This is a genomic window from Symmachiella macrocystis (assembly GCF_007860075.1).
Classification (GTDB): Bacteria; Planctomycetota; Planctomycetia; order Planctomycetales; family Planctomycetaceae; genus Symmachiella; species Symmachiella macrocystis.
Genome location: NZ_SJPP01000001.1, coordinates 4566128 through 4591115 on the forward strand (window position 1 = coordinate 4566128; position 24988 = coordinate 4591115).

Sequence of the window (24988 nt, forward strand, 5' to 3'; positions counted from 1 at the left end):
GAACTCAGAGCGCTTATATGTCGGATCAGCCGGAGACTCACAATGAGTTTCCGTGTTTCATCCGTGGCTGTTTTATTCTTAACCGATGAGACGGGGCGATTATTCGCTTTCCGCCGACACTTCGACTGAATCTGAGACTGGGGGTTTGCCATGCGGAGCGGCATGGGGGGTGAAGTAGGCCACGATTACGATGCAGATGAACATCCCCACGACCCCGACGTACAGCATTGGATTAATAGGGATTTTGTCCCCCACACTATAGAGCGATACCAAGGCCGAGACGGTCACTGCTCCGCCAAATACGACCGGCATCACGATATTGGGCATTGCCATACCACCGCTATACATCGCCAACGTCAACGTAAAGGCGCCCCAGGCTCCCAGTGTTCCGGCGATTAAGCCCCACATGCCACCGGGACCGGACAATGAAAAGGTGTCCCCGTTATACATCATTCCCAGCACGCCCCCGCCGACGCCCCAGAATAAATAGGCTAGGCCAATCGCCACGTACGGTGTAAACGGGCTGTGCAGTGCCGCTCGCGATTTCCCCAATGCGGGGCCATACATCCCCCAACAGACCGCAGTTGCCAATGCGAAAAATACGGGCCATTTCATGGTCGTGCCTCTTTTCCTGCTGCTTACGATTCAAAAAGTTTTGTTTGATCCCAGTCGTTTGACCGTTCCAATGCGAACTGCCGTCTGCCGGTCATTCCCGGCCTTGTTTGGGCACCAGGGGAATTCTCCAGTCGCTCGGTGGGACATTTTAGTCACCGCTGTCGCGCAACGCACCCCATGGGCACAAACATTTGCGGCGAGTTTGGAGAGGACTGAGAATTCACGCGCTGCGCATGGTGAGCGAAACACGACGACGAACTGGGTCGATATCCTCAACGCGGACCGTGACCACGTCCCCCACAGCGACGATATCGTGCGGGTTTTTGACGTATTGATCGGCCAGTTTGCTGATGTGGACCAGGCCGCTGTCCTTCAGGCCAATGTCGACAAACGCCCCAAAGTCCACCACGTTCAGCACCGTTCCTTGCAGCGTCATTCCCGGTTGCAGGTCTTCGAGCTTGAGGATATCGCTTTTGAAAACCGGCGCGGGCAAATCGGCCCGGGGATCCCGTCCGGGGCGGACCAGCGCGTCTAGAATATCGGTCAATGTCGGCAAGCCGATTTCGAATTCCTGGGCTAATGACGGGCGGTCTAATTCGGCAACCCGCTGCTGCAATGTCTCTCGAACGGTTTCATCGCGCGTCACCTTTTCCGAGGGCAGTTCAAAGCGTTCCAATAAGCGCCGCGTTGTCGGATAACTTTCCGGATGAATCCAAGTCGCATCCAACGGTTCATCACCACTGGTGATTTTCAAAAAGCCCGCCGCTTGCGTATAGGTCGCCTGTCCCAAACCGGCGACCTCCAGCAGTTGCTGCCGCGTGCGAAACGACCCATGTTCGTTCCGCCAACTGACGATATTGGCCGCCGTCCGTCGATTGAGTCCCGAAACATGGCTCAACAGCGCCGTGCCAGATGTGTTGAGATCCACGCCGACATAATTCACGCAGGACTCGATGACATCGTCCAACGATTCTTTGAGCGATTTGGGACTGACGTCGTGTTGATACATGCCCACACCGATATGCTGTGGTTCGATCTTTACCAATTCGCTCAACGGGTCCTGCAAGCGGCGTCCGATGGAGATGGTGCCGCGTGTCGTTGCGTCGTAGTCGGGAAATTCTTCGCGACCGGCGTCGCTGGCCGAATAAATACTAGCGCCCGCTTCATTCACAATCACATACCGCAAATCCGCATGCGATTCGGCAATCAATTCCGCGGCGATCTCTTCGGTTTCGCGGCAAGCAGTGCCGTTGCCGATGGCAATCAGATGACAACTGTGCTCTGCGACCAACTGTGCTAACTTTTCGCGGGCGGCGGACTTCTTTGACTGTGATCCGGTGATGTACACCACGTCTGTCGCCACACAGTTGCCGGTTTCATCCAAGACCGCGATTTTGCAGCCGGTACGAAATCCAGGATCAATCGCCAGGACCCGTTGGCCGCGAACCGGCGGCTGCAGCAACAGGTTTCGCAGATTTCGGGCGAAGACATCAATGGCATGTTGCTCGGCGCGCTGCGTCAAATCGCGACGAAGCTCCCGTTCCAACGATGGCAGAATCAATCGCGATAGCGCATCGGCCGACACGTCCATCATAAACAGCGCGAAACGATGTTCGTTCAATTTCAGCAGACGGACTGTTTTCGCCTGGGCCGCGTCGCCGTCCCAGACAAATTTCACACGCAGTGCCGATTCGGATTCGCCGCGGTTGATTGCCAACACGCGGTGCGGAGGAATCTTACTGACCGCTTCGGAGTAGTCAAAATAGTCGCGAAACGAATCGTCCGCTTCTTTGCCGGCCGCTGCGATTTTTAACCGGCCAGTCTTCAAGGCGACGCGGCGCGCGGATTCGCGGACGCTCCCGTCTTCGGCAATCCGTTCCGCGAGAATGTCGGATGCACCCTGCAGGACGTTGTCGACTGTGGCCAGTTCCTGTTCGGGGTTCACATGCTGAGCCGCGGCCGCACGCGGCGAATCAACCGCCGGGTCCGCATTCCACAGTTGCTCGGCAAACGGCTCCAACCCACGTTCGCGGGCAATCTGGGCACGGGTTCGTTTCTTGGGGCGGTAGGGCAAGTACAAATCTTCCAACTCGGCCAGTGTTTGAGCTGCTTCGATTTGTTGTTGCAATTGCGGCGTGAGTTTGTCTTGCGATTCGATCGACTTGAGAATCGTCGCAGCCCGTTCCCGCAATTGTCGGTGGGACTTCACGCGCTGTTGGATGTCGCGAATCTGCACTTCATCCAGGTTTCCCGTCTTTTCTTTGCGATAACGCGTGATAAACGGCACGGTATTTCCGTCATCCAACAACTCGATGGTGCCGGCCACCTGTGATGATTTCACGCCCACTTCCTGGGCGATCCTGTCCAAAACCGAAGTTTCGAGTTCTAACATGGGCTGTTCATCCACTCCGACTGGTTTATCCGGCGTCGCAATTCTCTTAAATCGTGACGCATCTTGCGAATCAACCGCCTGTGTGTTGCGGCTTTGTTGATCCGATCGGCAAATTCGTCCCCCCGACAACTCCGTGTCGGCGCAATCGTCTATTCACCACCGCGCGTGGTGAGTTACTTACGATTCCTCTGCACCACTCCCGCCCCCCGCCGCTTCCGGCCCGGTGGTCCCTTCACCCGTCGGTCGTTGCTGCGAGAGTTCTTCCAATCGTTTGATCGATGTCTCCGCTTCGGCGAGCAACCGGTCGAGTACGGCAATCCGTGTGCCGATACGACCTTCCACCTCGCGGGCATAGTCATTCACCCGCAATTCCATTTTATTGATCGCCGCTGCATAGCTCGACTCGGCGGCGTGGATATCCGCATGGGCCTCTTTCTGAGGGTCGCGGTCCCGACTGGCCTTGGACTGTGTAAAACTTCGCCGCAGCAGAAACGCCATGACGAGCAGCATCAGTCCGCCCAAAATCATTTCTCCGCTACTAAGCATCACCAAACCTCCTGTTGGCAGCAATGTCGGCCGATTGTTTTCCGTGAACCACACATGATCGGTTCGTCTTCCGCCTGCGAACTAGCCGCAGGCCGGATGCTCGTTAGTGGTCGTGCCCATGATCATGTCCGTGGTCGTGATCATGACTGTGGTCGTGACTATGCGAATGGTCATGCGCGTGATCTTGTTTGCCCGTCGCCGGCGAAGCGGGCGTCTGTGGTTGATACGCGCTTTCAGCTGCGCGATACACATCCCGCAGTGCCACCCCATTCTGTTCCGCGATTTTGGCACACGAATCAAATTCCGGCGTAAAGATCGCCGGTTCGCCATGCCGCCAGCCTATCTTTCCCCGGACCGTTCCCCAAATCGTGGTGACTTCATGCAGCTCGCGGGCACGCTTGGAACGTTCCAGTACATGATGCCGGATGCCAAACGTCCCGGTTTCAGCGAAGAGGATCGATTCCAGTGCGTCGCGGTCCGCCGGGCGGCAAATCACGCTCAACACGACTGCGGGGCGGTCTTTTTTCATTTGCACCGGCGTAGAATAGACATCCAACGCGCCGGCATCGAATAATTTTTGCTTGGTATAACCAATCACCTCACCGGAGACGTCGTCCAGGTTCGTTTCCAAAATCGAAACGTAATCCACATCCGGCGTAGCGGTTGCCATGCCGACAAAGAGCCGCAACAGATTGGCCCGCTCGGGAAAATCCTTGGTGCCGGCTCCGTAGCCCACGCTTTCGATTTGCATCTCCGGCAACGCACCGAAATGATCAACGACATTCGCGACAATCGCCGCCCCGGTGGGGGTGGTCAATTCCGCTTCGATCGGCACATCCACCAGCGGAATCCCTTTGAGCAACTCCGCCGTCCCCGGCGCGGGGACCGTACAGATTCCGTGGGCAATGCGAATTTGTCCGCGTCCGGTCGGCAGCGGACTGCTGACCACGCGATCCGCACCGAGCAGATCGAACCCAATCGCGGCGCCGACGATGTCGACGATCGAATCAATCGCGCCCACTTCGTGAAAGTGGACTTGTTCGACCGTTGCGCCATGCACTTTGGCCTCCGCAGCCGCCACATCGTGAAAAATACGTTTCGCCAACGCTCGTTGCGGCTCGGTGAGGGCCGATGCGTTATCGATCAACGTCACAATGTCCGACAGATGACGATGCGCGTGTTGTTCGGGATGCACGACGCGGACATGCTTGGCGCGAAAGTCGCCCTTCATCACCTCGTTGATTTCCAGTCGCACATCGGGCAAGTCCAACGAGGCGATTCCCGCGCGAATCGCCGCTTCATCCACACCAGCATCCAACAACGCACCGAGCGTCATATCGCCGCTAATCCCAGTCGAGCAATCCAAATACGCAACACGCACGTTGATATCTTTCTCTAATGCACCGCATCCGTTACTTAGGAACTGCGGACCTAAATACTACCAGGAACTCCCCGGCGCCGTAGCAACAACGCATCCTAACGCAACCACATACCATTGTGCTAGCAACGGCCCGGTCGGTTCGTTCTGAGATGCATAATTTGACCGATGGTTTGAGGCGTGAAGGGACAGGCTTGAGGGGATTTTGGGCTCCCTCTATTTAGGTAAGACCGCCGTTGCTAAGCTGCGCGCTGAATTGACGACGTATGTCGTGGGCGGCAACAATGGTCGGCACGTTGCGCATGATTGCCAGCAAAACCCTCTAAGCTTAAAGCCCGCGTATCCCGTGCAAATTTCTGTCATTATCCCCACGCTCAACGAAGCTGCCAATATTGAGGCGGCGTTGCAATCGACGCAGGATGTCGGGGAGGTGCAGACGATCGTTGTCGATGGGGGCAGCAGTGACGACACGTTAGCGAAGTCGGCGGCCGCGGATATTGTACTCAGTGTCGATCCGGGGCGGGGGGGGCAGCAAAATGCCGGCGCTGCTGTGGCAACGGGGGAAATCTTGTTATTTTTGCATGCCGATTGCCGCTTGGAACCGGGATGCCTCGATGCGGCCCGTGCCGCGTGTGCGGCGCCGGATTGCGTGGGGGGATGTTTCCGCCAGCACGTCGATGCCGTCGGAGGGCAGTATCGTGCGTTGGAGTGGGGGAATGCGCTGCGGGTTCGCTTCCTGCGGTTGGCTTACGGCGACCAAGGAATTTTCGTCAAGGCCGACGTGTTTCGGCGGTTGGGAGGGTTTCCCCCATTGAAGCTGATGGAGGATTTGTTTTTGATGAAACAATTACGACTCGAAGGCCGGTTTGTGCTGCTTGAAGAAAAAGTCCATGTGTCCGCGCGGCGTTGGCAACAACGTGGCGTGGTGCGGCAGACTTTGACAAATTGGATGCTGGTCACTTTGGCGCAATGCGGCGTCGCCCCCGAACGCCTTGTGGCATTTTACGACAACCAGCGTTGATTTCCAGATCGATCGACATTAACTTCGAGATTGACAAAAGCGTAGGAACTTTTTTTTCTACTGTTCGTGTCAATTGCTATTGTGTCGATGGCCGGTGATCCCTAAAAACACGGCCAGATTGTTTGGCTCGACAATCCGCTCTTTGCGAGATGGATCTGCGCCGCACTCCCCTCCTCAGAAAGTCGCTCATGGTCGGATACATTCGGAAACTAGCCGTCGCAGTGAGTTCCGCACGCGCCAATCGAACAGCCCTGGTCAAAGTCCTTGCCGAGGAATTGGATCGCCTCGATCCGCGGGATTTTCTTCCCGATGTGCAGTATGACTTTATCATCTTACGGATGAATATCCGTGGCTACGATGACAATCATCTGCACCAGTCCGGTTTGCCAAACATGGATGACCTCTTGCACGTACTGGATCACTATGCCGGAATCGGCAGTAGCGCTCAGGTGCGGGCGTTTGACTTTATCGAATCCAGCGAACTGCGACGGATCATTAAACGCGACTATCGCGAACTTTCGCTGATCTTATTTCCGGCTGGAGCTTGGAAAAGCACCGTCGTTTTGGCCGGTAGTATTTTGGAAGCGATTCTGGTGGACCAATTGACGGCATCGGATGAAGTGATCGAATTGGCAAAAGCCAGCTCCAAAGCCCCCAAGACCAAACGGATCGAAAAAGGGCAATGGACGATGTATCAGCTGATCAATGTTGCTGCGGACGTCGATATTCTGCCCAGGGACCGTGCCAATGCCATTGATGTCACGCTGCGTGAATACCGCAATATCATCCATTCCGATGTGGAGCTAAAAAAACAATACTCCTGCACCGAAGCCGAAGCCAGCTTGGCTAAAGGAGCATTGGATGCGGTCTGCAATTACCTCGACAAGCACGCACTTCACTTGCGTCAACCGCCCACTGAGCAGACGCCGTAGCGGTTGGACGAGGCACACTGAATGGGAGCTTTTGATGCGGATGTTGCCATGCTGATGTTTAGCTGACAAACATGCCAGTGACCAATGCGACAGCGGTAATCACTGAAAGTGATGCCAGTTTCAAACGGCCGCGGTAGGCCCCGTCGGTCATGCGATCTAATCGCAGATAGCCGGCGGTTGTTCCCAGCAATAACGTTAAGAGTCCCAAGCCGGCGCAGAGCGTCCAGAGACGGTTCTGCGTGGTCGCCGTTTTCCATTGCGGTAGCAGTCGTTGGCGAATGCCGGGTGTCAAATTCACCTGAGCGAACCGCCGATAGACTTTGCCGCCACCATCAACGTCTTTCTCTAGCAGATGGACTTTGCCCATGGCGCGGCGAACGATTTCATCGGGGATCGGCCAATTGTTTTGCACCGGGTAAGTCTCACCAAAGTAAGCGCGTATCTGCTGAGCCGCTTCTTCGTAGACCTCGTTTTGGGCAATGCTAATGGCACGGTCTGTATCCGAAGCATCGACCGCCGGACTGAAATTGCTGCTCACGACCACCACGCGGGTTTGGCCATCATTCTGCTGCGGAGCCTGTACCCAATCGGGCAAGTCTCCGGTTGTCGCATGGTGATCGACGTCCTCCAAAGTCAAAATGCCCACCGTGACGGTTTGCGATGCGAAATCCGGAAACGTCCAGCCCACAAGCTTATTCGCAATCATATACATTGGAATCGCCGCTATCACCAGGATGGGAACTACCCACGCGATCGATAGTAACTTCGAACCGACTGCCCCCCATTGCAACGTCCCTCCCTGTGCCGCTAGGTACACAGACGTCCCAATCATCCCCGACAAGACCAGCATGGCTACCACAGCTAAGGTTGCTAGAAACATCCAGTCGTGATTCCTTTGTATGTGATTCGTGCCTACATGAACCGATGTTGATGCCGAGTGATTTTGTGCAGCAGTGTTCGGTTGTGGTTCGAGCAGAGGCTGAACCTGTTCCGATGGAGGACTAGCCAATGATTCGGCATGTCTCTCGACCATGCGATGGGTATGCTCAATGCTCGCGTCCGCTGTGTATCGCAATTGCTCAGCATGTTCCTGGATCGCCCGGTGCTGTGCTTGGATTGCTTCGTGTTGTTGCAAAATGGCGCGCTGCTGCGATTCGTGTGCCATCTGCACATTCACACCCTGACTTCGGTAAGAGACCAGCGACAAGAGGATAGTTCCCACCGCAATCGCTGGAAGTAACAACACCGCCGCAAGCAGCGTTTTGCCGATCCCAAACCTGCGAAACAATGCGCTAAGACCCCAGAGGCAGATCCCGCCGATGACCAACAGCACCAATAATGCACCGGGAAATAATATTGTTGTTTTAGGGCTCATCTTAGTTGTCCTCCATCATTGCCGGACGAACATTCGGTGGCGCCCAGGTCGCGGCGAGCTGCACGACGGCTGAGATCGCCACCGCCCACAAAGCTGCCCAACCGTGCGGGAATGCGAAGATGGTTGTAATCAGAAATCCCACCAATCCTGTCAGCAACAGCGAGCTAACGCGAAACCGTTTCGGCCGAAATGCATCGGCATGCCACCACCAACGACGGATGCCGAACAGGGCGGCGAAAAAGACCACATATCCCGCCAACGTCGGCTGGAACTTGACCCAGCGTGGGTTGGAGTAAGCAATCCCCGGTTGCGACTGAAGAATCGCTTCATTCTTGGTCAGTAACGGCTGATCGCCCACTTTGGTGAACATGGCATCGTCGGCGTCAACTTCATGCGTGATATTGGGCACATCAACCATCAAGGTCTGATCGAGACCATAGGCCAACACCCCGACGACAACCCCCGCACTGAGCAAGACCAACCGGCGGATCGTCGGTTCGGTGGCGGTCCCTTCCCACATCTTCGACGGCAACAACACCAACCACGAGGCGATAATGGTCATGAACCCAAATAGCCCTGCCCGTGCCGGATCCTGCAGGTCCGGCAACAGAAAGGTAATCACACCAACGATCGGCAGCGAGAAAATCACCGCCATGGTCATCGATTGCGCTGCGGAGGCCAAGCGGTCTCGCATATTCACCGGACGAATCGTGAGCGGTGTGAGCGCCGACGATTTGTGACGCAGCCACGTCTTGCCTTTTTTCACCGGAACCACTTGTGGTGCCGGCTGCCGATGTGCGGCTGGCTGGATGACTGGCGGCACGTCCGCGACAGCTGGCCGTTGCTGTTCAGCTAGGTCGTCGAACAGGCTGTCCGCTTCTTTTCGTAACTTCTCCTGGCTCTCAGGAGATAGTTTCGCCGGCTTGTAGGGAATGAAAAACAACCAATACAGAAAATAACCGATACCGCCGACGATCCCGACCACCAACGATGACCGAAACATGACGCCCGGACCCAATGCGGCCACCACGGCGACGACGGCGAGCAGGATCCAAAACATGCGGTGGTTCGATTCTCCACCATCTTTATCACTGCGATGCGGCTGTTTTTCACCGCGATATGCCTGCGTATGCCGTTCGTGGCTGGGACGTTTGGGGTCAGAATTTGGGGAACCGTTTTGGGGCGGAGCCGCTTGCTCCACCGGCGCCGCGGCTACGAAGGAATCCTCAGGAATTTCCGTTGCCTGTTTGACCGTGGCGCCGTTGTTCCCCAGGACCGCTTCTTTAACCAGCCGCGCGAATTGCGCGATGCTGTGCGTTCGTTGTTTGGGATCTTTCTCCAAAGCCCGCCCCAGAATCGGCCGTAGTTTTTCCGGCAATTTGCTGAGGTCCGGTTTTTCCGTGAGATGCTTCATGATGATCTCGCCGGTGCTCTCCCCGTCGAAGGGGACTGTGCCGGTGATCATCTCATAGACCATCACAGCTGTGCTGTAGACATCCAACTCATTGCCGTAACGTCCGTGGGCGACTTCCGGCGCCATATAGTGCACCGTTCCCACGCTTTCGGTATGTCCGCTCCGCCGGCTGGGAGTAATGTATTTGGAGAGCCCGATGTCGCCAATTTTAATCACGCCCGCGTCGATAAACAGGTTCGCCGGCTTGAGGTCGCGATGCACAACGCCGCGGTCGTGCAAATAGGCCGCACCGGCCGAAATCCCATCCAGCCAATGCAGGACTTCCTGCATCGGCATGCCTTGCGGATGGTTGTCCAGCACCTGTTCCAACGTCTGCCCCGACATGAATTCCAGGATGACCCAATGGTCGCCGTCAGCGTCGGTTTTGATGTCAAAGATCGTCATCAGATTTGTATGCTTGAGATTCATGCATTGGCGAATCCCCCGCAATTCAACATCCATGTTCCGCTGGAGCAGCTTCAAAGCGACCTCCTTCCCGGAGTCGCTCAGGGCGTAGTAGACCTCGCCGAAGCCGCCACGATCAATAGCGCGTTTGATCGTGTAACCGTCCAGCGGCTTCGATTCCGGCTGAAAGGTGAATTTCATGGTTCTGCCGCCCTGTGGTTGGTGGGGTAATGTTTTGGCTAGGGTACCGGGCACGTCGTCGTCCCTATTTTATAGAAATCGGGGTGTTGTTCGGAATTCACATCGGGTTGGTTGCATGATTCACGGCTGCGGAACTTTCTGTTCCTGACTCATTGCGTTTTTGAATTCCCGTATTTCCTGTGTTTGTTTTTCGATGGCCCGTGTTTGGTCTTCGCTGGTTTGATTTTGCTTTTCGATGACCGCCCGAAGGTTATTGATGTCCGTTCGCATGTTGCTAAGGTCATCGTTCATTTGTTGAATTCTGCCGCCGCCGCTAAAGATGAGCACAATCAGCCCAATCACAATCAATGTTCCGCAACCCAGACTCACCGGCCCGGAACGGCGGTCATCCGCCATGTTGTTCTCCTCAGTTCTCCACTATCAATGTATCCAGCTAATCAACTTTGATCTTGCTCACAATCCGGTTGTCGTCCACTAACTCTTCACTGCACCGCTTCCAACCGAAGCCGTCCATCGATGCTGGTGACGATCGATCCGTCTGTAAGCGGCATGCTCGATTTGGCGTGTTGGTTATCTACATAAATGTCTGATCGCGATTTACAACACAGTTGACCGCTACTGCGATGCAACAGGATGGTTTGATTCCAACCCGAGCAACGTATATGGCTATCCGCTCCCGGGCCTAATATGCACGTGTCCTCCATGAGCACAACCGCATCGACAGCGCGCGAGGGGCGGTGATCGCTGACAAAATCGAGCCGCGCCGTTCCACTGATAATCGTCGGCAATCGGAATCGTAGTTTGACGCTCTCTCCCAATTGAATTTCATTCCCATCCGCTAAATTTGTTTGTTCGTGCACCGTCCGCCCGGCAACCGATACTGCTGCGGCAGCCTGCAGGTAATACCCTTCGCCGCTGCGAACGATTTCGGCATGTCGCCGCGACAAATTCGCCAACAAGGCCACATCGGCCGCGGGAGGTCCAGACACCGGTCCTCCCAACGAAACCCGCTCGCCCAGGCACAACATAAACGCGCCGACGCGGTCAATCCACAGTATATAGCGCTCACCATCCATATCGGCACCACCCAAAGCCAACGCCGCTGTTGCGGGCGTCGCGGAGTTTCCTAAACCGAAGTTTCCTTGCATGACCACCGGTCCTACTCCGCTTGATTTTAACGCATTTCCCCGGTCAGGGGATCATTTTCATCAAAGGAAATTCGCCACATTCCCAAGAACCGTTCAGCAAGTTCCCGTCCAGAACTGCCACTGGGAGGGCGAAGCTCCTGCTGAGCCGTGTATTCTTGCGAGGCTCACTGCTCAGCAGGGGCTTGACGCTCCAAGCAGACTAAAATTTCCGCCACATCAAAAAAAGGGCAACCGGGCAGCCGGCCACCCGAGGATGTTTCTCATTTCCGCAAACCCGGCGAGCGCCGCGCGTGGCAAAATCGTTCAGCAAACTCCGAACGGCCCCAACCCCCCAGCAAATTGCCGGGGGGCGAGAGCCAGTTTAGATTTAGGCATCCGTCTTAGCCGTCGCGTCGCCTGATTCATTCAGGTGGAAGTATTGATCGATCTGTTCGTTCAAGTCTTCCGGAACCATCGGACCGGTGTGCACCGGAATCATCGGTGTCAACCGTTCTTCGGCATCCAACATCTTGCCTTTGACATCCAGTTGCTTGTTCAAGTCGGCAATCAATTGCTTGGCTCGCGACAAGCGGGAGTCGTCGATGTTGCAGTCGCTAGCAGCTTCGGCAGCCTGCAGGGCTTGCAAGCGGGCATCCAAGTTCTCGATCTTGACTTGCAGATCGCGTTTGGAAGCCATCATGTTTTCCAATTTGCTGCGAGCCGAGATCACGACTTGCTCACGTGCCTTCAAAATCTTGCGATGACTTTCCAACGTCTGTTCGGCCAATTGGAACCGCTCAAAACGTCGCGCCAAGTCCTGCTTCATTTCCGCTTCCGAGTAGGTGCGGCCAACGTAGCGTACTTCTTCGCCGTTTTGCACATAACTCTTCAGTGCCAACATTTCTTGCTTTTGCTTGGCCAATTGGTCTTCATCTCGCATGATCTGAGCCGTGCGATGTTCGACATCGACTTCCGCTTCGGCGATTTGCCGCATCGTGTCACGAATGTCCGGAAGCAGATTGTTCACCAGATCCCGTGCCCGTTCGATTTCCAATTCCGGCGGAACTTCCGATCGGATCGAATCTTTGACCATCGTGGCCGAGGTCTTTACGTAACTGGCAGCGTCCCGGCCGAAGACGAATGTTCCGACCAGCGCCAAAGCGGCTGTACTCAAAATTGCTTTCTTAATCATTTCTGTTCTCCCTCTGATATGCGGAACATTTGTCCTAGTGGCCCGGCTCCGTTGAGCCGCTATGATATTGACCAGCAGACAACAGGTAATTCGCCGGTTGGTTTGGATTCTTAGCCCGATTGGCCATAATTTTGGGATGACCGGAAAATAATTGAAGTTCCCAACAGGTTTCGACGCCGCCACGACCACTTTTAACTGCAGGTAAATTCGCTCAACTGATTGACTCCAAACAGCTTACGGTGTCTGCCCTGCTGGGACCCCTACCAATATTCCCGACGAATACTGACCACTTATCTCACGGAGAAAGAAATCATGATTCCTAAAATCGCCTGCCTCTCGGTGTTGTCCGGCGTCATTTTCGCCAGTTTCGCGCTGCAAGCCGCCGACGAGGCGCCGACCGGGGAAGAACTGAATCCACACGAGGCTCAATTTCAGAAGATGCTCAAGGGAGCGGAGTTGATCGGGAATTTCTCCGTGATCAAAGATGGCCAGGAGTCCGAACCGAAGAAGGACACCTATAAAATCGTGGACTTAAAGAAAATGCCCAACGGATTTTGGCTGTTCACGTTTCAGTATGGCGATAAGCCGGCGATCCCCATGCCGCTACCGGTGAAATGGGCCGATGATACGCCCATGATTTCGCTCACCAAAGTCGCCATTCCGGGACTGGGAACGTTTAGCTGCCGCGTTCTCTTCCACGAAGGCCAATACGCGGGGACCTGGCGTCACGGTGAAGTGATCGGCAACATGTGGGGCGTCGTCAAATCGCCCGAAGCGAAATAGCAACAGCGCCCAAAGGTGTTGGTCGCCCCAATGGCGAAGCGCGTCGTTGGGGCCAACTGCAGATTGAAATGGGGTGCCACTGGCTTTGCCAGTGCAAATCAGAATCAGGGAACGACTAATAAAGCACGGGTAGATCCAGTAACAGCCCGCTACTTCAGTCTGGCAACTGCATTATCAGATTTGCGCTGCACCGTTTTTAACGAGGCTGTTGGGCGTGGATGACGATTTCCACACGGCGGTTGCGGGCTTTTCCCGCTGGGCTATTGTTGTCCGCCAATGGACGCGAGGAACCGTATCCGGCGACCGACAACTGCGCTTCCGAGAGCCCCCGTTTTCGTAGGGCATAATAGACCGCCCGTGCGCGACCGAGAGAGAGTTCTTCGTTGTTTTTCCAACTGCTACGGCGAATCGGGTCGGAGTCGGTATGTCCTTCGACGGTCACGCGCTGTTGTGGGTATTGGGACTGAATCGTCGAGACGACATCGTCGATCAGTTTCGAGTTTTGCGAAGTGTTTTTGATCGACGCCTTTCCTGAGGCAAACAATTGGGCGCCGTCGAGACGAATCCGTACGTCGCCGCCATCTTGATTGACATCCGCACCAGGAATGTTGGCCAACGGCAGATTCCCGGCGGGGGTATAACCGACTTCGGTCGAAGGCAGCGCACCTTGGCCGGCATACGAGCCTTGGTTGCGACGTTCGATGGTCAGTTCATCCCGTAGATCCGCGACCGTGTCTCGACTCTGTTGCAACGAGGCTTGCATCTTTGACGTCTGTTGTTGCTGCTGGGCAAGATGCGCTTGCAGTCGCTGGTTATCAGCGTCCAAACTAGCGGTGCGCGCGTTCAATTCTTCATAGCGGGCCATCAAGTTGGCCTGTTGTTGTTGCAGGGCTTGATGCGTCGCCGGCGGAACGCCTGTGGGATATCCCGAGATGCGTGGCGGGGCGACAGTACAGCCCACAACATACAGCGGGATTAAAGCCATGAACAACGTGCTGAGTTGAGTTTTGGAGAGGGAGATCATCGCCGCACCAATGAAAAGTCTTGGACAAACAAAATTCCGCAGCCGGCAAACAGCCAGGCCGCGCGCGTCATAATCCACTGCCAATCGCGGCAGCAGGCACGACAACCATAGAATGGAGAGCAGGGGGTGAATCTGAGATGAGAGTCCGCTGTCGGCATCGGCGAGATTATGAGAGGGCAATCCGTTTTTCCGGGCCGCTGTGCGGGGCGGGAGTGTATCGCCGGATCAAATTTGCTGCAACCTCAGAGCGGCGAGGTGCACACCCGGACAGTCGGTTTTGAGAGGCTGGTAATCTCGCCTTGGTGGTCTGACCGCATGGAGATAGACTTTCCCCGCATTTAGCACAAGTCATCATTCGGAGGACGCCCCGATGCGCTTACGAGGGATTGTTTCCTACTATGCCGTCTTCTCTATGGCAGCCGCCAGTCTCGCCGCCGCTGAAGAACCAACAGCAAAACCGCCGGCAGAAAAACCAGCCGCGACATCGCCAGAACTGCTTGACCTGCTCCAAAAATGGGAAGCCGCTTCGCACCAGGGGGAGGTCGTCGAGATTCAGTTTGAGCGGTACGTCTACGATCACACGTTTTTCACCGAACGACGCGGCATCGGCAGGCTTGTCGTGCAGCAGCCGAATCAAGGCTTGTTAGAACTGAAACCGATGCCCATCCAGAGCGAGGAAACGAGCACGGGGAAGGATCCCAACGGACTGCCGTATGATCTGCGGCCGACCAGTCCAATGCTGTGGTACTGGGATGGGAAGCATTTGAATCAAATTGACACGAAGGAGAAAAGCTATAAACGCATTGCAATTCCGGAAACAAATCCCGCGACATCGGATGAACTCAGGACCGGTTTTGCCAGCTGGACAGATCACTTGCAGATAAATAGTAAACCGCATTATCTGTTTCATATGGTCGCTCATATCAAAGCTGAGCAACTGCTCAAAAATTATGATTGGTTTCGGGGTAAGAAGAATTCCAATGGGTTCCGCCTAGTTGCTCGCCCCAAAAAAGAGGGGTTGCGACAGGAGTTCAAGCAAATCGACCTCCTGATCGACGAAGAGTCACTACAGACTTACGCTACCCGGATCGAACACACAGGGGGACGAGCCCAAACGGTTAGCGTAATCAAAGACATGAAAACTGACCCGGCGCAGATCGGCGATTGGCGGCCGAAGTTGAGCGGCTACAAATTAGTCGGCAATCCGGGAACGGAATAGCAACGGCGAGACTCGCTCACTCGTCGCCGACGCAAATCAGTTTCGTGCGGGTGCGGATATACAGTCGTCCTTCGGCGATTGCGGGGGTCCCGACGATGCTGTCGCCCATGTCGTTTTTGGCCAGGATCTCGTAGTCCGGACCGTCGGCTAGCACCACCACAAAACCGTTTTCGCCTGCCAGATAGATTTTGCCGTCGCCATAGATGGGCGATGCGAAGTATTCGCTCGTGTTGCTGATCCGTTTGGCGCGGCGGAGCACCTTGCCCTCTTCCGTATCGAATACGGTGGTGATGCCGCCCCCTTTGATCAAAAACATGCGGCCGTCATGGACGAACGGCGAGACGATGTGGTCGGTGTATTTGGTTTTGTGCTTCCACAGCACGTGCGAATCGGTCACGTCTCCCCGTCCGCCGCCGCGAACCGCCAGGACAAATTGGTCCCCGGCTTCTTCGGCATCAAAGCGGGCACCGGCGAAGTTGTCGGGATGCAAGAAGGCATAGTCGAGTTCCTCCCCCTCAAGAAAACCATCCTTGTTCTTGTCGCCGCGTTCGAAAGTCTTTTTGAAGAACGACTCGGGAATCTTTGTCTCGCCGACAAACCCTTGCATCTCCTCGCGGGTCAGTTTGCCGTCACTGTTACCGGTCTCTGCCTGATCGGCCGTTGCCAACCATTGATTGGCGATCCCGCCGCTTTGCAGTGAGATATAAATCGTGCCGTTTTGGCAGACCGGTGTGGTTTTGATATTGCGCAACAACACCTTGGCATACCACAACCGTTCGCCGTTGTTGGGATCGTAGCCGATCAACTTCCCGGTCCCGGCAACGACCAATTCGTCACCCTGGTCGGTTTCGCAGATGACAGGGTGTGAATAATTGACCGCCATGTCACTGCGATCGTCCATCCAAACGATTTCGCCTGTCTCTTTATTCAGAGCATAAATCGCCGGGGCCAGGTCGTCGTCCTGACAGAAAATGACCAGATCCTTATACAGCACGGGCGACATCGCCGGTCCCCATTTGAAGACAAAGAACGGCACCGGCAGTTTCTTTTCCCACAATTGCGCGCCGGTGGCTGCGTCGAATGCCAGCATGCCCATCGTGGGAAAATAGACATACACATGGTCGGCATCGGCGGCGGGGGTCGTGCTGGCATGACTGTTGGTTTCATGCACTTCAGCCAGCGGACCGGTCTTCCAAGTCTGCTTCCAAATCGGTTTGCCGGTTTTCGCATCAAAGGCGAGCAGGCCCACGGTTTCTTTGTCGACCATGGCTGTCACAAACAATCGTCCGGCGGCGATCACCGGCGACCCGACCCCTTCGCCAATTTCGTCTGACCAAAGGACATGCTCCGTCTCTGAAAATTCGACGGGCAACGTCGCGGTGGTTGTCGAAATCCCACTACAATTCGGCCCGCGAAATTGCGGCCAGTCCTCCGCATGAAGTGCGCATGTGGAAAGTACGGCAACCGCGAGACAAATAGAGCGAAAAACTCGATGCATGGATGACTCCTTGTGTGATGTTCGCTATCGATCCTAAGCCGCCATCGTCGTCAACACAATGGTGAAGCATCGCCAGGCATAAAACGCGAACGGCCTCGTGAACCGGGCAGTACCGATTCACGAGGCCGTTTTTAGGTTTTTATCAACGGTTAGGGACCGGTGTTAGAACGAGACGACCTCGCCGTCATTCTTGATGCCGGAATGCTTGTAGGTGGGATAGTCCATGTTCTCTCCCAAAAATCGAACGGAACCGTCACAGAAAAGAAAATGCGTTCCCCCAGTATGGCGGCTCCAGAAATTGACGATGTGGCCCGATTGATTCGGCGTATGTTCCATTGCCGGCATCATGCCCATTGAAGGTTGCCCGACGTGTCCCAACACCAAATGCGAGGAGCCTTCGGTCATCATCGGCATCATCGCCATGCCGGCGTTCACCGTTGCGCCGGGGAGTGCGGCGTACCATGTCGATTCAGTCAGATCGTGCGTCCGTTCTCCCACAGCCAGCGTATTGGACGTCCCATCCGTGATGTCCCGGATTTTAACGCTGCTATTGCGAAACAAAATGCCGGTGCCCTTGCCGGGATTCATCGTGACGCTGCCATAGCCGAAGACGCCGACATAATTCGAAGAAGCAACCCGAGCAATCAAGGTGCCTGTTGAATCGTTGACGTCGAACTGTGGTTGAACATCGTCCGAAGCACAAATGAAAACCGACAACGGTGTCAGTCCCATGAGGACGTTGTCAGGTTCAGTGGAGTTCTCATTAAAATCCAATCCCTGAAAAACAGCGGGTTGTTCTAGATAGGGCAACAACAGCGCCGACCAGGCAAATCCCGATCCCGTTTCGGCTCCCACACCGTCGTCAGCGGTGACCCCTTCAGCAATGTATCCCGGGGGAAATGTGCTGAACACATCGTGGTAGTTGTGCAGGGCGATCCCGATTTGCTTCAGGTTGTTCCGGCACGAGGTCCGCCGCGCCGCTTCGCGCGCTTGTTGAACGGCCGGTAAGAGCAGTGCGATAAGAATGGCAATGATGGCGATCACCACCAGAAGTTCGATCAATGTAAATCCGCGCTTGTGGCGCAGTCGTTTGTGTGTAGACATGAATTCTTTCCTCTGTATGCAGTGCGGAGCAGGTCCGCGTGTCTTTGTGGGGTGCGTAGCGCTTCTGTTCAGTGCGCACGGCGGACCGACGAACGGTCGTAGTAACGGTGGGCTCGAAGTCAAACGGGGAATGTCGTGCTTCGATTGTCGTACTTCGTTTGAAGTGTGCGACAGATCGTGCAGCGAGAAGCACTGTTGGACAAGCCAACAGTGGCACCCGTTGAGTGAGAGCGTTCCCCATGGGAATGGGCGCGTTAGCAGTCGCGCGGCGGGGGCGTGGGCGGCTCGATCGCTCGCAGCGATGGCCCGTGTACTGACGGTAATGCCGTCTCAGCCCACTCGATGTTTGCCGGCACGGGCAAACCTGTCTCCACGATCCAGTCGGGGGACTGGGGTGACCTCAGGCCATCGGTTCCTTGTCGGGGACAACTGAGCCACAAGCGGATCGCCAGTTGTGATTTCGTCGTCGTTGACTTTGCCAATGGTTTGGCCGCGCGTCCACAACACCCGGTCCCACAACGACAGACGTTGCCCCGTTTCGCACAACAACAGGAGGAGGCGACACCAAGCAGCGAATTCCCGTCCGCCGCCGTTGCCAATTCTATCCGATCAATACCCAGCCAGTTAGCCAAAACCACCGACAGCGTCACGACGACAACCAAGCACCGCGCGAAATTGTAGCGCGGCGAGAGGCGTGGTCGTTGGTGTTTGCGAGGCCGAGAGAGCATGGTTTAGGCGGGGCTGTAAGGTTTGTGTGGATTTTATGTCCACCATTCAGTCTACCGCTGTCCGAGGGCGTCGCAAGGGTTTTCCAACAGATCGCGGCGGGTTTCCCATTCTTGGTAAATTCCAAAGCCGAACGCGACTATGAATAGACCTGCCACAAATCGTCGATATACCAATCGAAAAACTGATCCACCCAACTGCTATTTCTGTTGCCCCAAAGTAGCGGCGCATAGAATAAGTTGTAAATTGGTATTATCCATTCGGTATTTAGATGCGCCTGCTCCATTTCAACGCAAATCTTAGTGACCGGCCCAACCGACAACACATAAATCACCGGCAGTAGAAGCGCCCACCTATACCAACCACTGCGGCGTTTTTGTTTTTCGTCGTTCATGAGCAGTTCCTTCCTGTTGAGCACGGTCAAGCTGGTTCGGTCGAACGGAGGGTAGCGACTGAACTGTAATTTCGTGAAAACTGTTCAATTGCGTGCCTTCAATCCTTCCGCTCATCTAACTATTTCAACGCCCCACAAATCGTAATATCTAAGGAGTATTCGTAGCGCCGTGTCGTTATGCATCGCGCAGTATCCGATTGGCCAATAAAAATTTCTTCCGATCGATTCCATCCAAGCGGTATCGTGCCCTGCAACAAATAGCTCCATTTCGATTCGAGCAACGGGTCCGATAGACAGGACGTAAAATAGCAGCAGCCCGATCGTCCACCAGACCCAAGCAAAGCTGCGACGTTTTTCCGGTTCCGTCATGATTCGTCCTCTGGTTTCGATGCGGCCTGAGTCGCTGTCGCCGACTTCTGCCAATGATTATACTCGCATCGTCCGGTATTGCGACAACTCTTCTCACCTGCGGCGATAGATACAGCGATGAAAATTGCGATTGCACAACTCAATCCCACGGTCGGCGATCTGGCCGGAAATGCGGCTCTGGTTAAAGAGGCGGCCCAGCGCGCTGTTGCTGACGGTGCTGACTTGTTGGTCACGTCGGAATTGATCATCTCCGGCTATCCCCCCAAGGACCTGCTGCTCCGCGAAGGTTTCGCCGCCGTTTGCCGCCGTACGGTCGAACAACTGGCGCAGGAACTCGATCTCAACCTGGGCGTACTAGTCGGGCATCCTGATCCCCAGGGGGTCCCCGAAGGCCGTGTTGCTAACTGCGTGAGCCTGCTGCATGGCGGGACGATTGTAGGCACGGCGCAAAAAATCTTGCTGCCGAATTATGACGTCTTTGATGAACGACGTTATTTCTTTCCTGCCCCCGGGACAGCGCCGATCGAGTTTGCCGGGCTAAAACTGGGTGTACATATCTGCGAAGATGCTTGGTGGCATGCGACCGAACCGACGTATCGACACGAGTTGGCGCATCAACATGATCCGGTCGCCTCTCTGGCCGCTGCTGGGGTGGATCTGTTTATCAATCTCTCGGCCAGTCCGTTTGAAATTGACAAACCAAATCGCCGGCTGCAGTTGGTCCGCGAACACGTTCAACGGCACGAGCGGCCGTATCTGTTTGTCAATCAAGTTGGCGGCAATGACGATTTGGTTTTCGATGGCAACAGTTTCGTGATGAACGCCGCCGGCGAGATGGTGGCGCACCTCGACGGATTCGAAACCGATCGCTTGCTGCTCGATTCGGAGCAGCTTCCCGCAAAAATGGAGTTGATCAATCCGCCCCGCGAGAAACGGTTATTGGACGCCCTGGTCATGGGCCTGCGCGACTATGCCCGAAAATGCGGATTCCGGGAATGCGTGTTAGGGCTATCGGGAGGCATCGACAGCGCGCTGGCCTGCTACATCGCCGCTGCAGCCGTGGGGCCACAACATGTTCACGCGCTGCTGATGCCCAGCCGGCATAGCAGTGATCATAGTGTGGATGATGCAAAGAAGATGGCCGAGTTGCTGGGGATCAATTACGAGATTATCCCGATTGATGACGTGCATCGCGCGTATGAAGGGACGCCGGTTGTGGGAGACGACTTGACCTCTGATCCCGGTGGCTTGCCCGATCAAAACCTACAGGCGCGGATTCGCGGTGCGATGGTGATGATCCGCAGCAATCGTTACGGCTGGTTACCCTTGGCGACCGGAAACAAGAGCGAATTGGCAGTCGGCTATTGCACGCTGTACGGCGACATGGCCGGCGGGTTCGCCGTATTGTGCGACGTGTTCAAACGCGATGTGTATGGAGTTTCGCGGTATATCAACGACGTCGTCGAAGGCCGCGAAGTGATCCCGGAAAACATCATCACCAAGCCACCCAGCGCCGAATTGGCCCCCGATCAATTCGATCAAGATGTACTCCCCGAATACCCCGTGCTGGATGCGATTTTGGAAGGCCTGATCGAGCAGGAACGCTCGGTCGCCAGCCTCAGCAGAGAGTTTCCGCCCGAGACTGTGCAGTGGGTCGCGAGCCGTTTGGACCGCAACGAATTCAAACGCCGCCAAATGCCGCCGGGCATCAAACTGTCCCAAAGAGCCTTCGGCAGCGGCCGCCGCATGCCCATGGCCGCCAAGTTCCCCTAGCAGCTCATTGCATCAACTCCGAACCCGGGTGCCACTGCTGGCTTGTCCAGCAGTGTTTAGCAGGTCATCCGGTTTACACTGGCGGGCAAGCCCACAACTGTCCGGTTTAATTCTTTGGTTCTTGTCGTAACTCTCTATGAAATTCAACACTTTCGGCAATTTTCAGGCGCGCACGACTTCAACTCACGGGGGTGATGTCGCCATCCTTTTTGTTCTCTCTGGCAAAAAGGAGCCGCGTAATGTTCGAAGGTCAGATGGTGTTTCCACAACTGTTGGCGTTTCTCCCGCCGGGTGCCACTGCTGGCTTGTCCAGCAGTGTTTTGCAAGTCATCCGGTTTGCACTAGCGGACTAGCCGCCAGTGGCACCCTTATTCAATGATCTAGTAACACCCGTAGCACAACAGACTGCCGGATTACGTCTCCAGAATTTCCGCCAGTTCAACCACGCGATGGTCGCGAGCTGCTGCGAATGTTGCTTCAACGAGTGCCATCGTCTTCAAGTTGTCTTGGCCGGAGATGCTCGGCTCTATATCGTGAGTTAAGGCCATCAACAATTCGCCCATCGTGCCGCGGAAGGCATCGGGAAACCAGACTTTGTCCCAACGGGGGCAGATCCATTCCTCGGCCGCCGTGGTGGTGTAATCCAATGTACTGGGGGTACGTTCGGGATAACTGGGCCAGCCGATCGTGCCGCGGGCCAGCCCCTTGGTCCCTTCGACGCGCCAGGAAATCCCAATGTCAGCGGCGCTCCCTTCGCGGGCGGGGCCGGTCCAAACGTCATCCCAACTGCTCGCGCGGCAGCCTGAGGGGAATTCGAGAATATACAGATTGATGCCGTCCGTGTGCGAAAACTGGGTACGGGGATCGGTCCGCGTGCTAGCCATGACGCGCGTCGGATCACCGAACCAATAGCGAAACGTGTCGAGGTGATGTATCGACATCACGTACGTCGACAGCGAATCCAACTGTTCGCTCCAAGGCATCCAATGCGGAATCGCCCGCATGTTGATCGTGCCCAATACGGGATCGCCCAGCAGTTTTCGATCAAGCAAATCCTGACACGCCCGCACCGATTGGTCGTGCCGCATGTTTTGATTGACCGCCAAGGTGATTCCTGCGTCGGCGCACATTTGCACCATCTCACGGGCAGCGGCATAGCTCATCGCCAGCGGCTTTTGCGCCAAGATTCCCCGTACATGTCGGCCGTGCTCTACGATCTCGCGGATGATGTCCGGTTGATGCTGCGGGGGGACGCCGATGTCGATCACCCGGATATCACTATCATCGAGCATAGCCCGCAAGTTGGCGAACACTCGCGGGATAGTGCGCTGTGCCGCGACCTCCCGCGCGCGGGCTTCGCGGAGTGAACTGATTCCCAGCACGCGAAAACCCGCATCCCGATAAGCGGGCAAATGACAGTCGCTGATGATAAACCCCGACCCCACGACACCAATGCCCCATTGATCAAGTCCGTCATCGAGAGGAATTTCATATTCCAACTCAGGCTGCAATTCCATCAGGGGCCTATTCAAAATTAGGGTCGGGACTGATCACTTGGAGGTCGGCCTCCGGCATCTTCTTACGGACGGTTTCCAAATGCTGGATAAAATACTTCTCGGCTTCACAAGGTTGGCTACGGCCTTCGGCCATCATTTTGGGGATGCAGTCGCGTCCAACATACAGCAGCGCTTGTTCCGCAGTCCGACTAGACGATGCCGTCCCCTCCAATTGTTCCACCAACGGGCCAATCCCTTGTCTCACGCGCGCATTGAGTTGGGCCCATTCCAAACTAGATGCATTCTGAGCGCGCAGGTCTTTATAGTCTTTCCAAAACGACTGATAGGCGGCATAAGCACTAAGGTCTTGCGCCCGGCTCATGCCAAACAAGAAGTAACCGCCACCAACCAACGCCGCGACGCCGAGTACAGTAACGATTGTCTTCATGCGTGCTGCAGTGAACAGTGCAGCAAAGTCAAAGCGCGGAGACCAGGAGCGGCGAGGCTTGGGTGTGGACGGTTTTTGTGGCTTGGTCGATGCGGCGCGGCGAGCCTTGGCTTTGTTTCTGCGACGATTCTCACCAGCTGCACTCGCGATCGCAGCCTCTATGGCGGGCTCCACAATGGGATCGGTCGATGGTTCGGGCTCGGCCGTTTCCTGGTCGAGCCAATCCGTCATTTTAGCGTCTAATGGCGCGTTCGGAGCCTCATCGAGGTTGGGATTCTCGAAACGCGAATCCGCGGGTGTTTCTGTGTCGCCCTCGGCGGCCAATGGGTCTGGCTCGAGGAGCGGTGAATCAGCGGCGGGGACTTGCGTCACGGATGGTTCCGATTTTGGGAACAGCCCCTCAAACTCTTCGGCAATTTTCCAATAGACGTCCGAGGCATGGCGAATTTTGTCCGACCGTTTGATCCGTCCCATCGAGGCCAAACTGTGCACGCGCGACCAGGGCAGGGGACCATCTAACTGCCCGGAGAGATCACAATACCAAAGGTCATCGTCCGGTCCGACACCTTCATCCGGGATCGCTTCCAATTCCGGCGACGGTTCGGGATTGTCGTGAGCGGTGGTTTTCATGCTCAATTCAAAGTCATCATCTTCGAGGTTGGTCGACGTCGCCAAGGTCGCTGTCTCACCTGTCGCTAACTCACCAGACAGTGCCGCAGCATCTCCCAAAATTACGGACAACGGTTGCCACTCGCCCAGCCCTCCGTCTCGTGCCTCGGTCTTATCGGTAATCTCTTCCGCTTCCAGAAACTCTGCGAGTTGAATGCGCGTGACCGGTCCGTGCACACCGCTGCCATCTTTGGGATTGTAGAACCACTTCCAATCATCAAGGGACGCCCATTGTCCAATCGCACCACACCGCACAAGATGGTTCGGTTCCAATTCACCTTGATGAAATAGGTTCGTGATGTGGTCCAATTGAAACGGACCTTGAACCCCACAACCGTCCTGACGATTGAAAAACCATTTCTCGGACATATTGAATCCCAGGCCCGTTCATAAGGCGACGATTCACCATCGGGCAATTTCGAAGGCTAGTGTGCGTTTGCTGTTTGAATAAGACGCCGGATACGCTGAGGCGACTTGCAGTTTAAAACGATGACACAACTTCGGTTCTCAATGCCGGTAGGTAGCGGAGGGCAAAGCTATCCTATTATCTACCGAAGTAAGCTGATCACTGCCACTAAAATCGCTAAAATGTGTCGATAGCAACGCAATATCAACTATCTTCGGTGGACTGGGTAGAGGGGTCAAGCGCAATGCCGCGGTGATCAATAGATTGAAAATGAGAGCTGTGTCATTCAATACGCTTCGCGGCCGCTGATTGCCATGCAAGTTGCATAAAAATAGTACTTCGCAGTCCTTAGCTCTGTCGAATTGATGCTTGCAATCGGCTTGATTCAGGAAGTACAATCAACATATGCCGTTTTGTCAATGAGTCCGCCTTGTGCAGCGTT

At 55.5% G+C, this 24988-nt stretch carries 21 protein-coding genes; 6 read left to right on the forward strand and 15 right to left on the reverse strand.

Annotated elements, in window-relative coordinates; translation table 11 throughout:
• Positions 1-99: 99 nt before the first annotated feature.
• The 4 genes from CA54_RS17760 to larC form a co-directional block, all read right to left on the reverse strand.
• Positions 100-615 (reverse strand): hypothetical protein, encoded by a 516-nt coding sequence (locus tag CA54_RS17760; RefSeq protein WP_146372143.1) that lies wholly within the window; start codon positions 613-615, stop codon positions 100-102.
• Positions 616-835: 220 nt separating this feature from the next.
• Entirely contained in the window at positions 836-3007 is a 2172-nt protein-coding gene (locus tag CA54_RS17765) for a Tex family protein (protein ID WP_146372144.1), read from the reverse strand.
• Between the two features lie 177 nt (positions 3008-3184).
• Positions 3185-3553, reverse strand: a complete 369-nt coding sequence (locus CA54_RS17770; protein WP_146372145.1) for a hypothetical protein — start codon at positions 3551-3553, stop codon at positions 3185-3187.
• A gap of 103 nt (positions 3554-3656) precedes the next feature.
• The gene (gene larC / locus CA54_RS17775; protein ID WP_146372146.1) at positions 3657-4934 is read right to left on the reverse strand and encodes a nickel pincer cofactor biosynthesis protein LarC; all 1278 of its coding nucleotides are present in this window, start codon (positions 4932-4934) and stop codon (positions 3657-3659) included.
• Positions 4935-5136: 202 nt separating this feature from the next.
• Here larC and CA54_RS17780 point away from each other — a divergent pair, with 202 nt between their 5' ends.
• Both CA54_RS17780 and CA54_RS17785 read left to right on the forward strand, forming a co-directional pair.
• Positions 5137-5952 (forward strand): TIGR04283 family arsenosugar biosynthesis glycosyltransferase, encoded by an 816-nt coding sequence (locus CA54_RS17780; protein ID WP_197532538.1) that lies wholly within the window; start codon positions 5137-5139, stop codon positions 5950-5952.
• Between the two features lie 188 nt (positions 5953-6140).
• Positions 6141-6884, forward strand: coding sequence for a hypothetical protein (locus CA54_RS17785; RefSeq protein WP_146372147.1), 744 nt, complete (start codon positions 6141-6143; stop codon positions 6882-6884).
• A gap of 58 nt (positions 6885-6942) precedes the next feature.
• Here the strand turns inward: CA54_RS17785 and CA54_RS17790 are convergent, their stop codons facing one another.
• The 5 genes from CA54_RS17790 to CA54_RS17810 all read right to left on the reverse strand — a co-directional run bounded on the left by CA54_RS17790 (position 6943) and on the right by CA54_RS17810 (position 12637).
• A complete protein-coding gene (locus CA54_RS17790; protein WP_146372148.1) occupies positions 6943-8259 on the reverse strand; it encodes a hypothetical protein in 1317 nt (438 codons plus the stop codon).
• A 1-nt stretch (position 8260) separates the two neighbouring features.
• Positions 8261-10318: a serine/threonine protein kinase gene (locus tag CA54_RS17795; RefSeq protein WP_146372149.1), complete on the reverse strand. Its 2058-nt coding sequence runs from the start codon at positions 10316-10318 to the stop codon at positions 8261-8263.
• A 120-nt stretch (positions 10319-10438) separates the two neighbouring features.
• Positions 10439-10714, reverse strand: coding sequence for a DUF2570 domain-containing protein (locus CA54_RS17800; RefSeq protein WP_146372150.1), 276 nt, complete (start codon positions 10712-10714; stop codon positions 10439-10441).
• An 86-nt stretch (positions 10715-10800) separates the two neighbouring features.
• Positions 10801-11466, reverse strand: a complete 666-nt coding sequence (locus tag CA54_RS17805) for an FHA domain-containing protein (RefSeq protein ID WP_146372151.1) — start codon at positions 11464-11466, stop codon at positions 10801-10803.
• 367 nt (positions 11467-11833) lie between these two features.
• Positions 11834-12637 carry a hypothetical protein gene (locus tag CA54_RS17810; protein ID WP_146372152.1) on the reverse strand — a complete coding sequence of 268 codons (804 nt, stop codon included), beginning with the start codon at positions 12635-12637 and terminating at the stop codon, positions 11834-11836.
• Positions 12638-12949: 312 nt separating this feature from the next.
• Here CA54_RS17810 and CA54_RS17815 point away from each other — a divergent pair, with 312 nt between their 5' ends.
• Positions 12950-13420, forward strand: a complete 471-nt coding sequence (locus tag CA54_RS17815) for a hypothetical protein (protein ID WP_197532539.1) — start codon at positions 12950-12952, stop codon at positions 13418-13420.
• 196 nt (positions 13421-13616) lie between these two features.
• Here CA54_RS17815 and CA54_RS17820 read toward each other — a convergent pair whose 3' ends face one another.
• Positions 13617-14624, reverse strand: a complete 1008-nt coding sequence (locus CA54_RS17820; protein WP_146372153.1) for an OmpA/MotB family protein — start codon at positions 14622-14624, stop codon at positions 13617-13619.
• Positions 14625-14814: 190 nt separating this feature from the next.
• On the opposite strand from CA54_RS17820, the gene CA54_RS17825 reads away from it, so the two are divergent.
• Positions 14815-15663 carry a hypothetical protein gene (locus tag CA54_RS17825; RefSeq protein ID WP_146372154.1) on the forward strand — a complete coding sequence of 283 codons (849 nt, stop codon included), beginning with the start codon at positions 14815-14817 and terminating at the stop codon, positions 15661-15663.
• Positions 15664-15679: 16 nt separating this feature from the next.
• Here the strand turns inward: CA54_RS17825 and CA54_RS17830 are convergent, their stop codons facing one another.
• Together CA54_RS17830 and CA54_RS17835 are read right to left on the reverse strand one after the other, a co-directional pair.
• The gene (locus tag CA54_RS17830; RefSeq protein ID WP_146372155.1) at positions 15680-17161 is read right to left on the reverse strand and encodes an outer membrane protein assembly factor BamB family protein; all 1482 of its coding nucleotides are present in this window, start codon (positions 17159-17161) and stop codon (positions 15680-15682) included.
• Positions 17162-17323: 162 nt separating this feature from the next.
• Complete coding sequence (locus tag CA54_RS17835; protein WP_146372156.1) at positions 17324-18265, reverse strand: DUF1559 domain-containing protein; 942 nt, start codon at positions 18263-18265, stop codon at positions 17324-17326.
• Positions 18266-18541: 276 nt separating this feature from the next.
• Between CA54_RS17835 and CA54_RS17840 the strand changes: the two genes are divergently transcribed.
• Complete coding sequence (locus CA54_RS17840) at positions 18542-18946, forward strand: hypothetical protein (RefSeq protein WP_146372157.1); 405 nt, start codon at positions 18542-18544, stop codon at positions 18944-18946.
• 184 nt (positions 18947-19130) lie between these two features.
• On the opposite strand, the gene CA54_RS17845 is transcribed toward CA54_RS17840, so the two are convergent.
• The gene (locus CA54_RS17845; protein WP_146372158.1) at positions 19131-19385 is read right to left on the reverse strand and encodes a hypothetical protein; all 255 of its coding nucleotides are present in this window, start codon (positions 19383-19385) and stop codon (positions 19131-19133) included.
• Between the two features lie 486 nt (positions 19386-19871).
• Here CA54_RS17845 and CA54_RS17850 point away from each other — a divergent pair, with 486 nt between their 5' ends.
• Positions 19872-21527, forward strand: coding sequence for an NAD+ synthase (locus CA54_RS17850; RefSeq protein WP_146372159.1), 1656 nt, complete (start codon positions 19872-19874; stop codon positions 21525-21527).
• A gap of 413 nt (positions 21528-21940) precedes the next feature.
• On the opposite strand, the gene CA54_RS17855 is transcribed toward CA54_RS17850, so the two are convergent.
• Both CA54_RS17855 and CA54_RS17860 read right to left on the reverse strand, forming a co-directional pair.
• Positions 21941-23044, reverse strand: a complete 1104-nt coding sequence (locus CA54_RS17855) for a Gfo/Idh/MocA family protein (RefSeq protein WP_146372160.1) — start codon at positions 23042-23044, stop codon at positions 21941-21943.
• Between the two features lie 7 nt (positions 23045-23051).
• Positions 23052-24509: a DUF4339 domain-containing protein gene (locus CA54_RS17860; RefSeq protein ID WP_146372161.1), complete on the reverse strand. Its 1458-nt coding sequence runs from the start codon at positions 24507-24509 to the stop codon at positions 23052-23054.
• Positions 24510-24988: the final 479 nt, after the last annotated feature.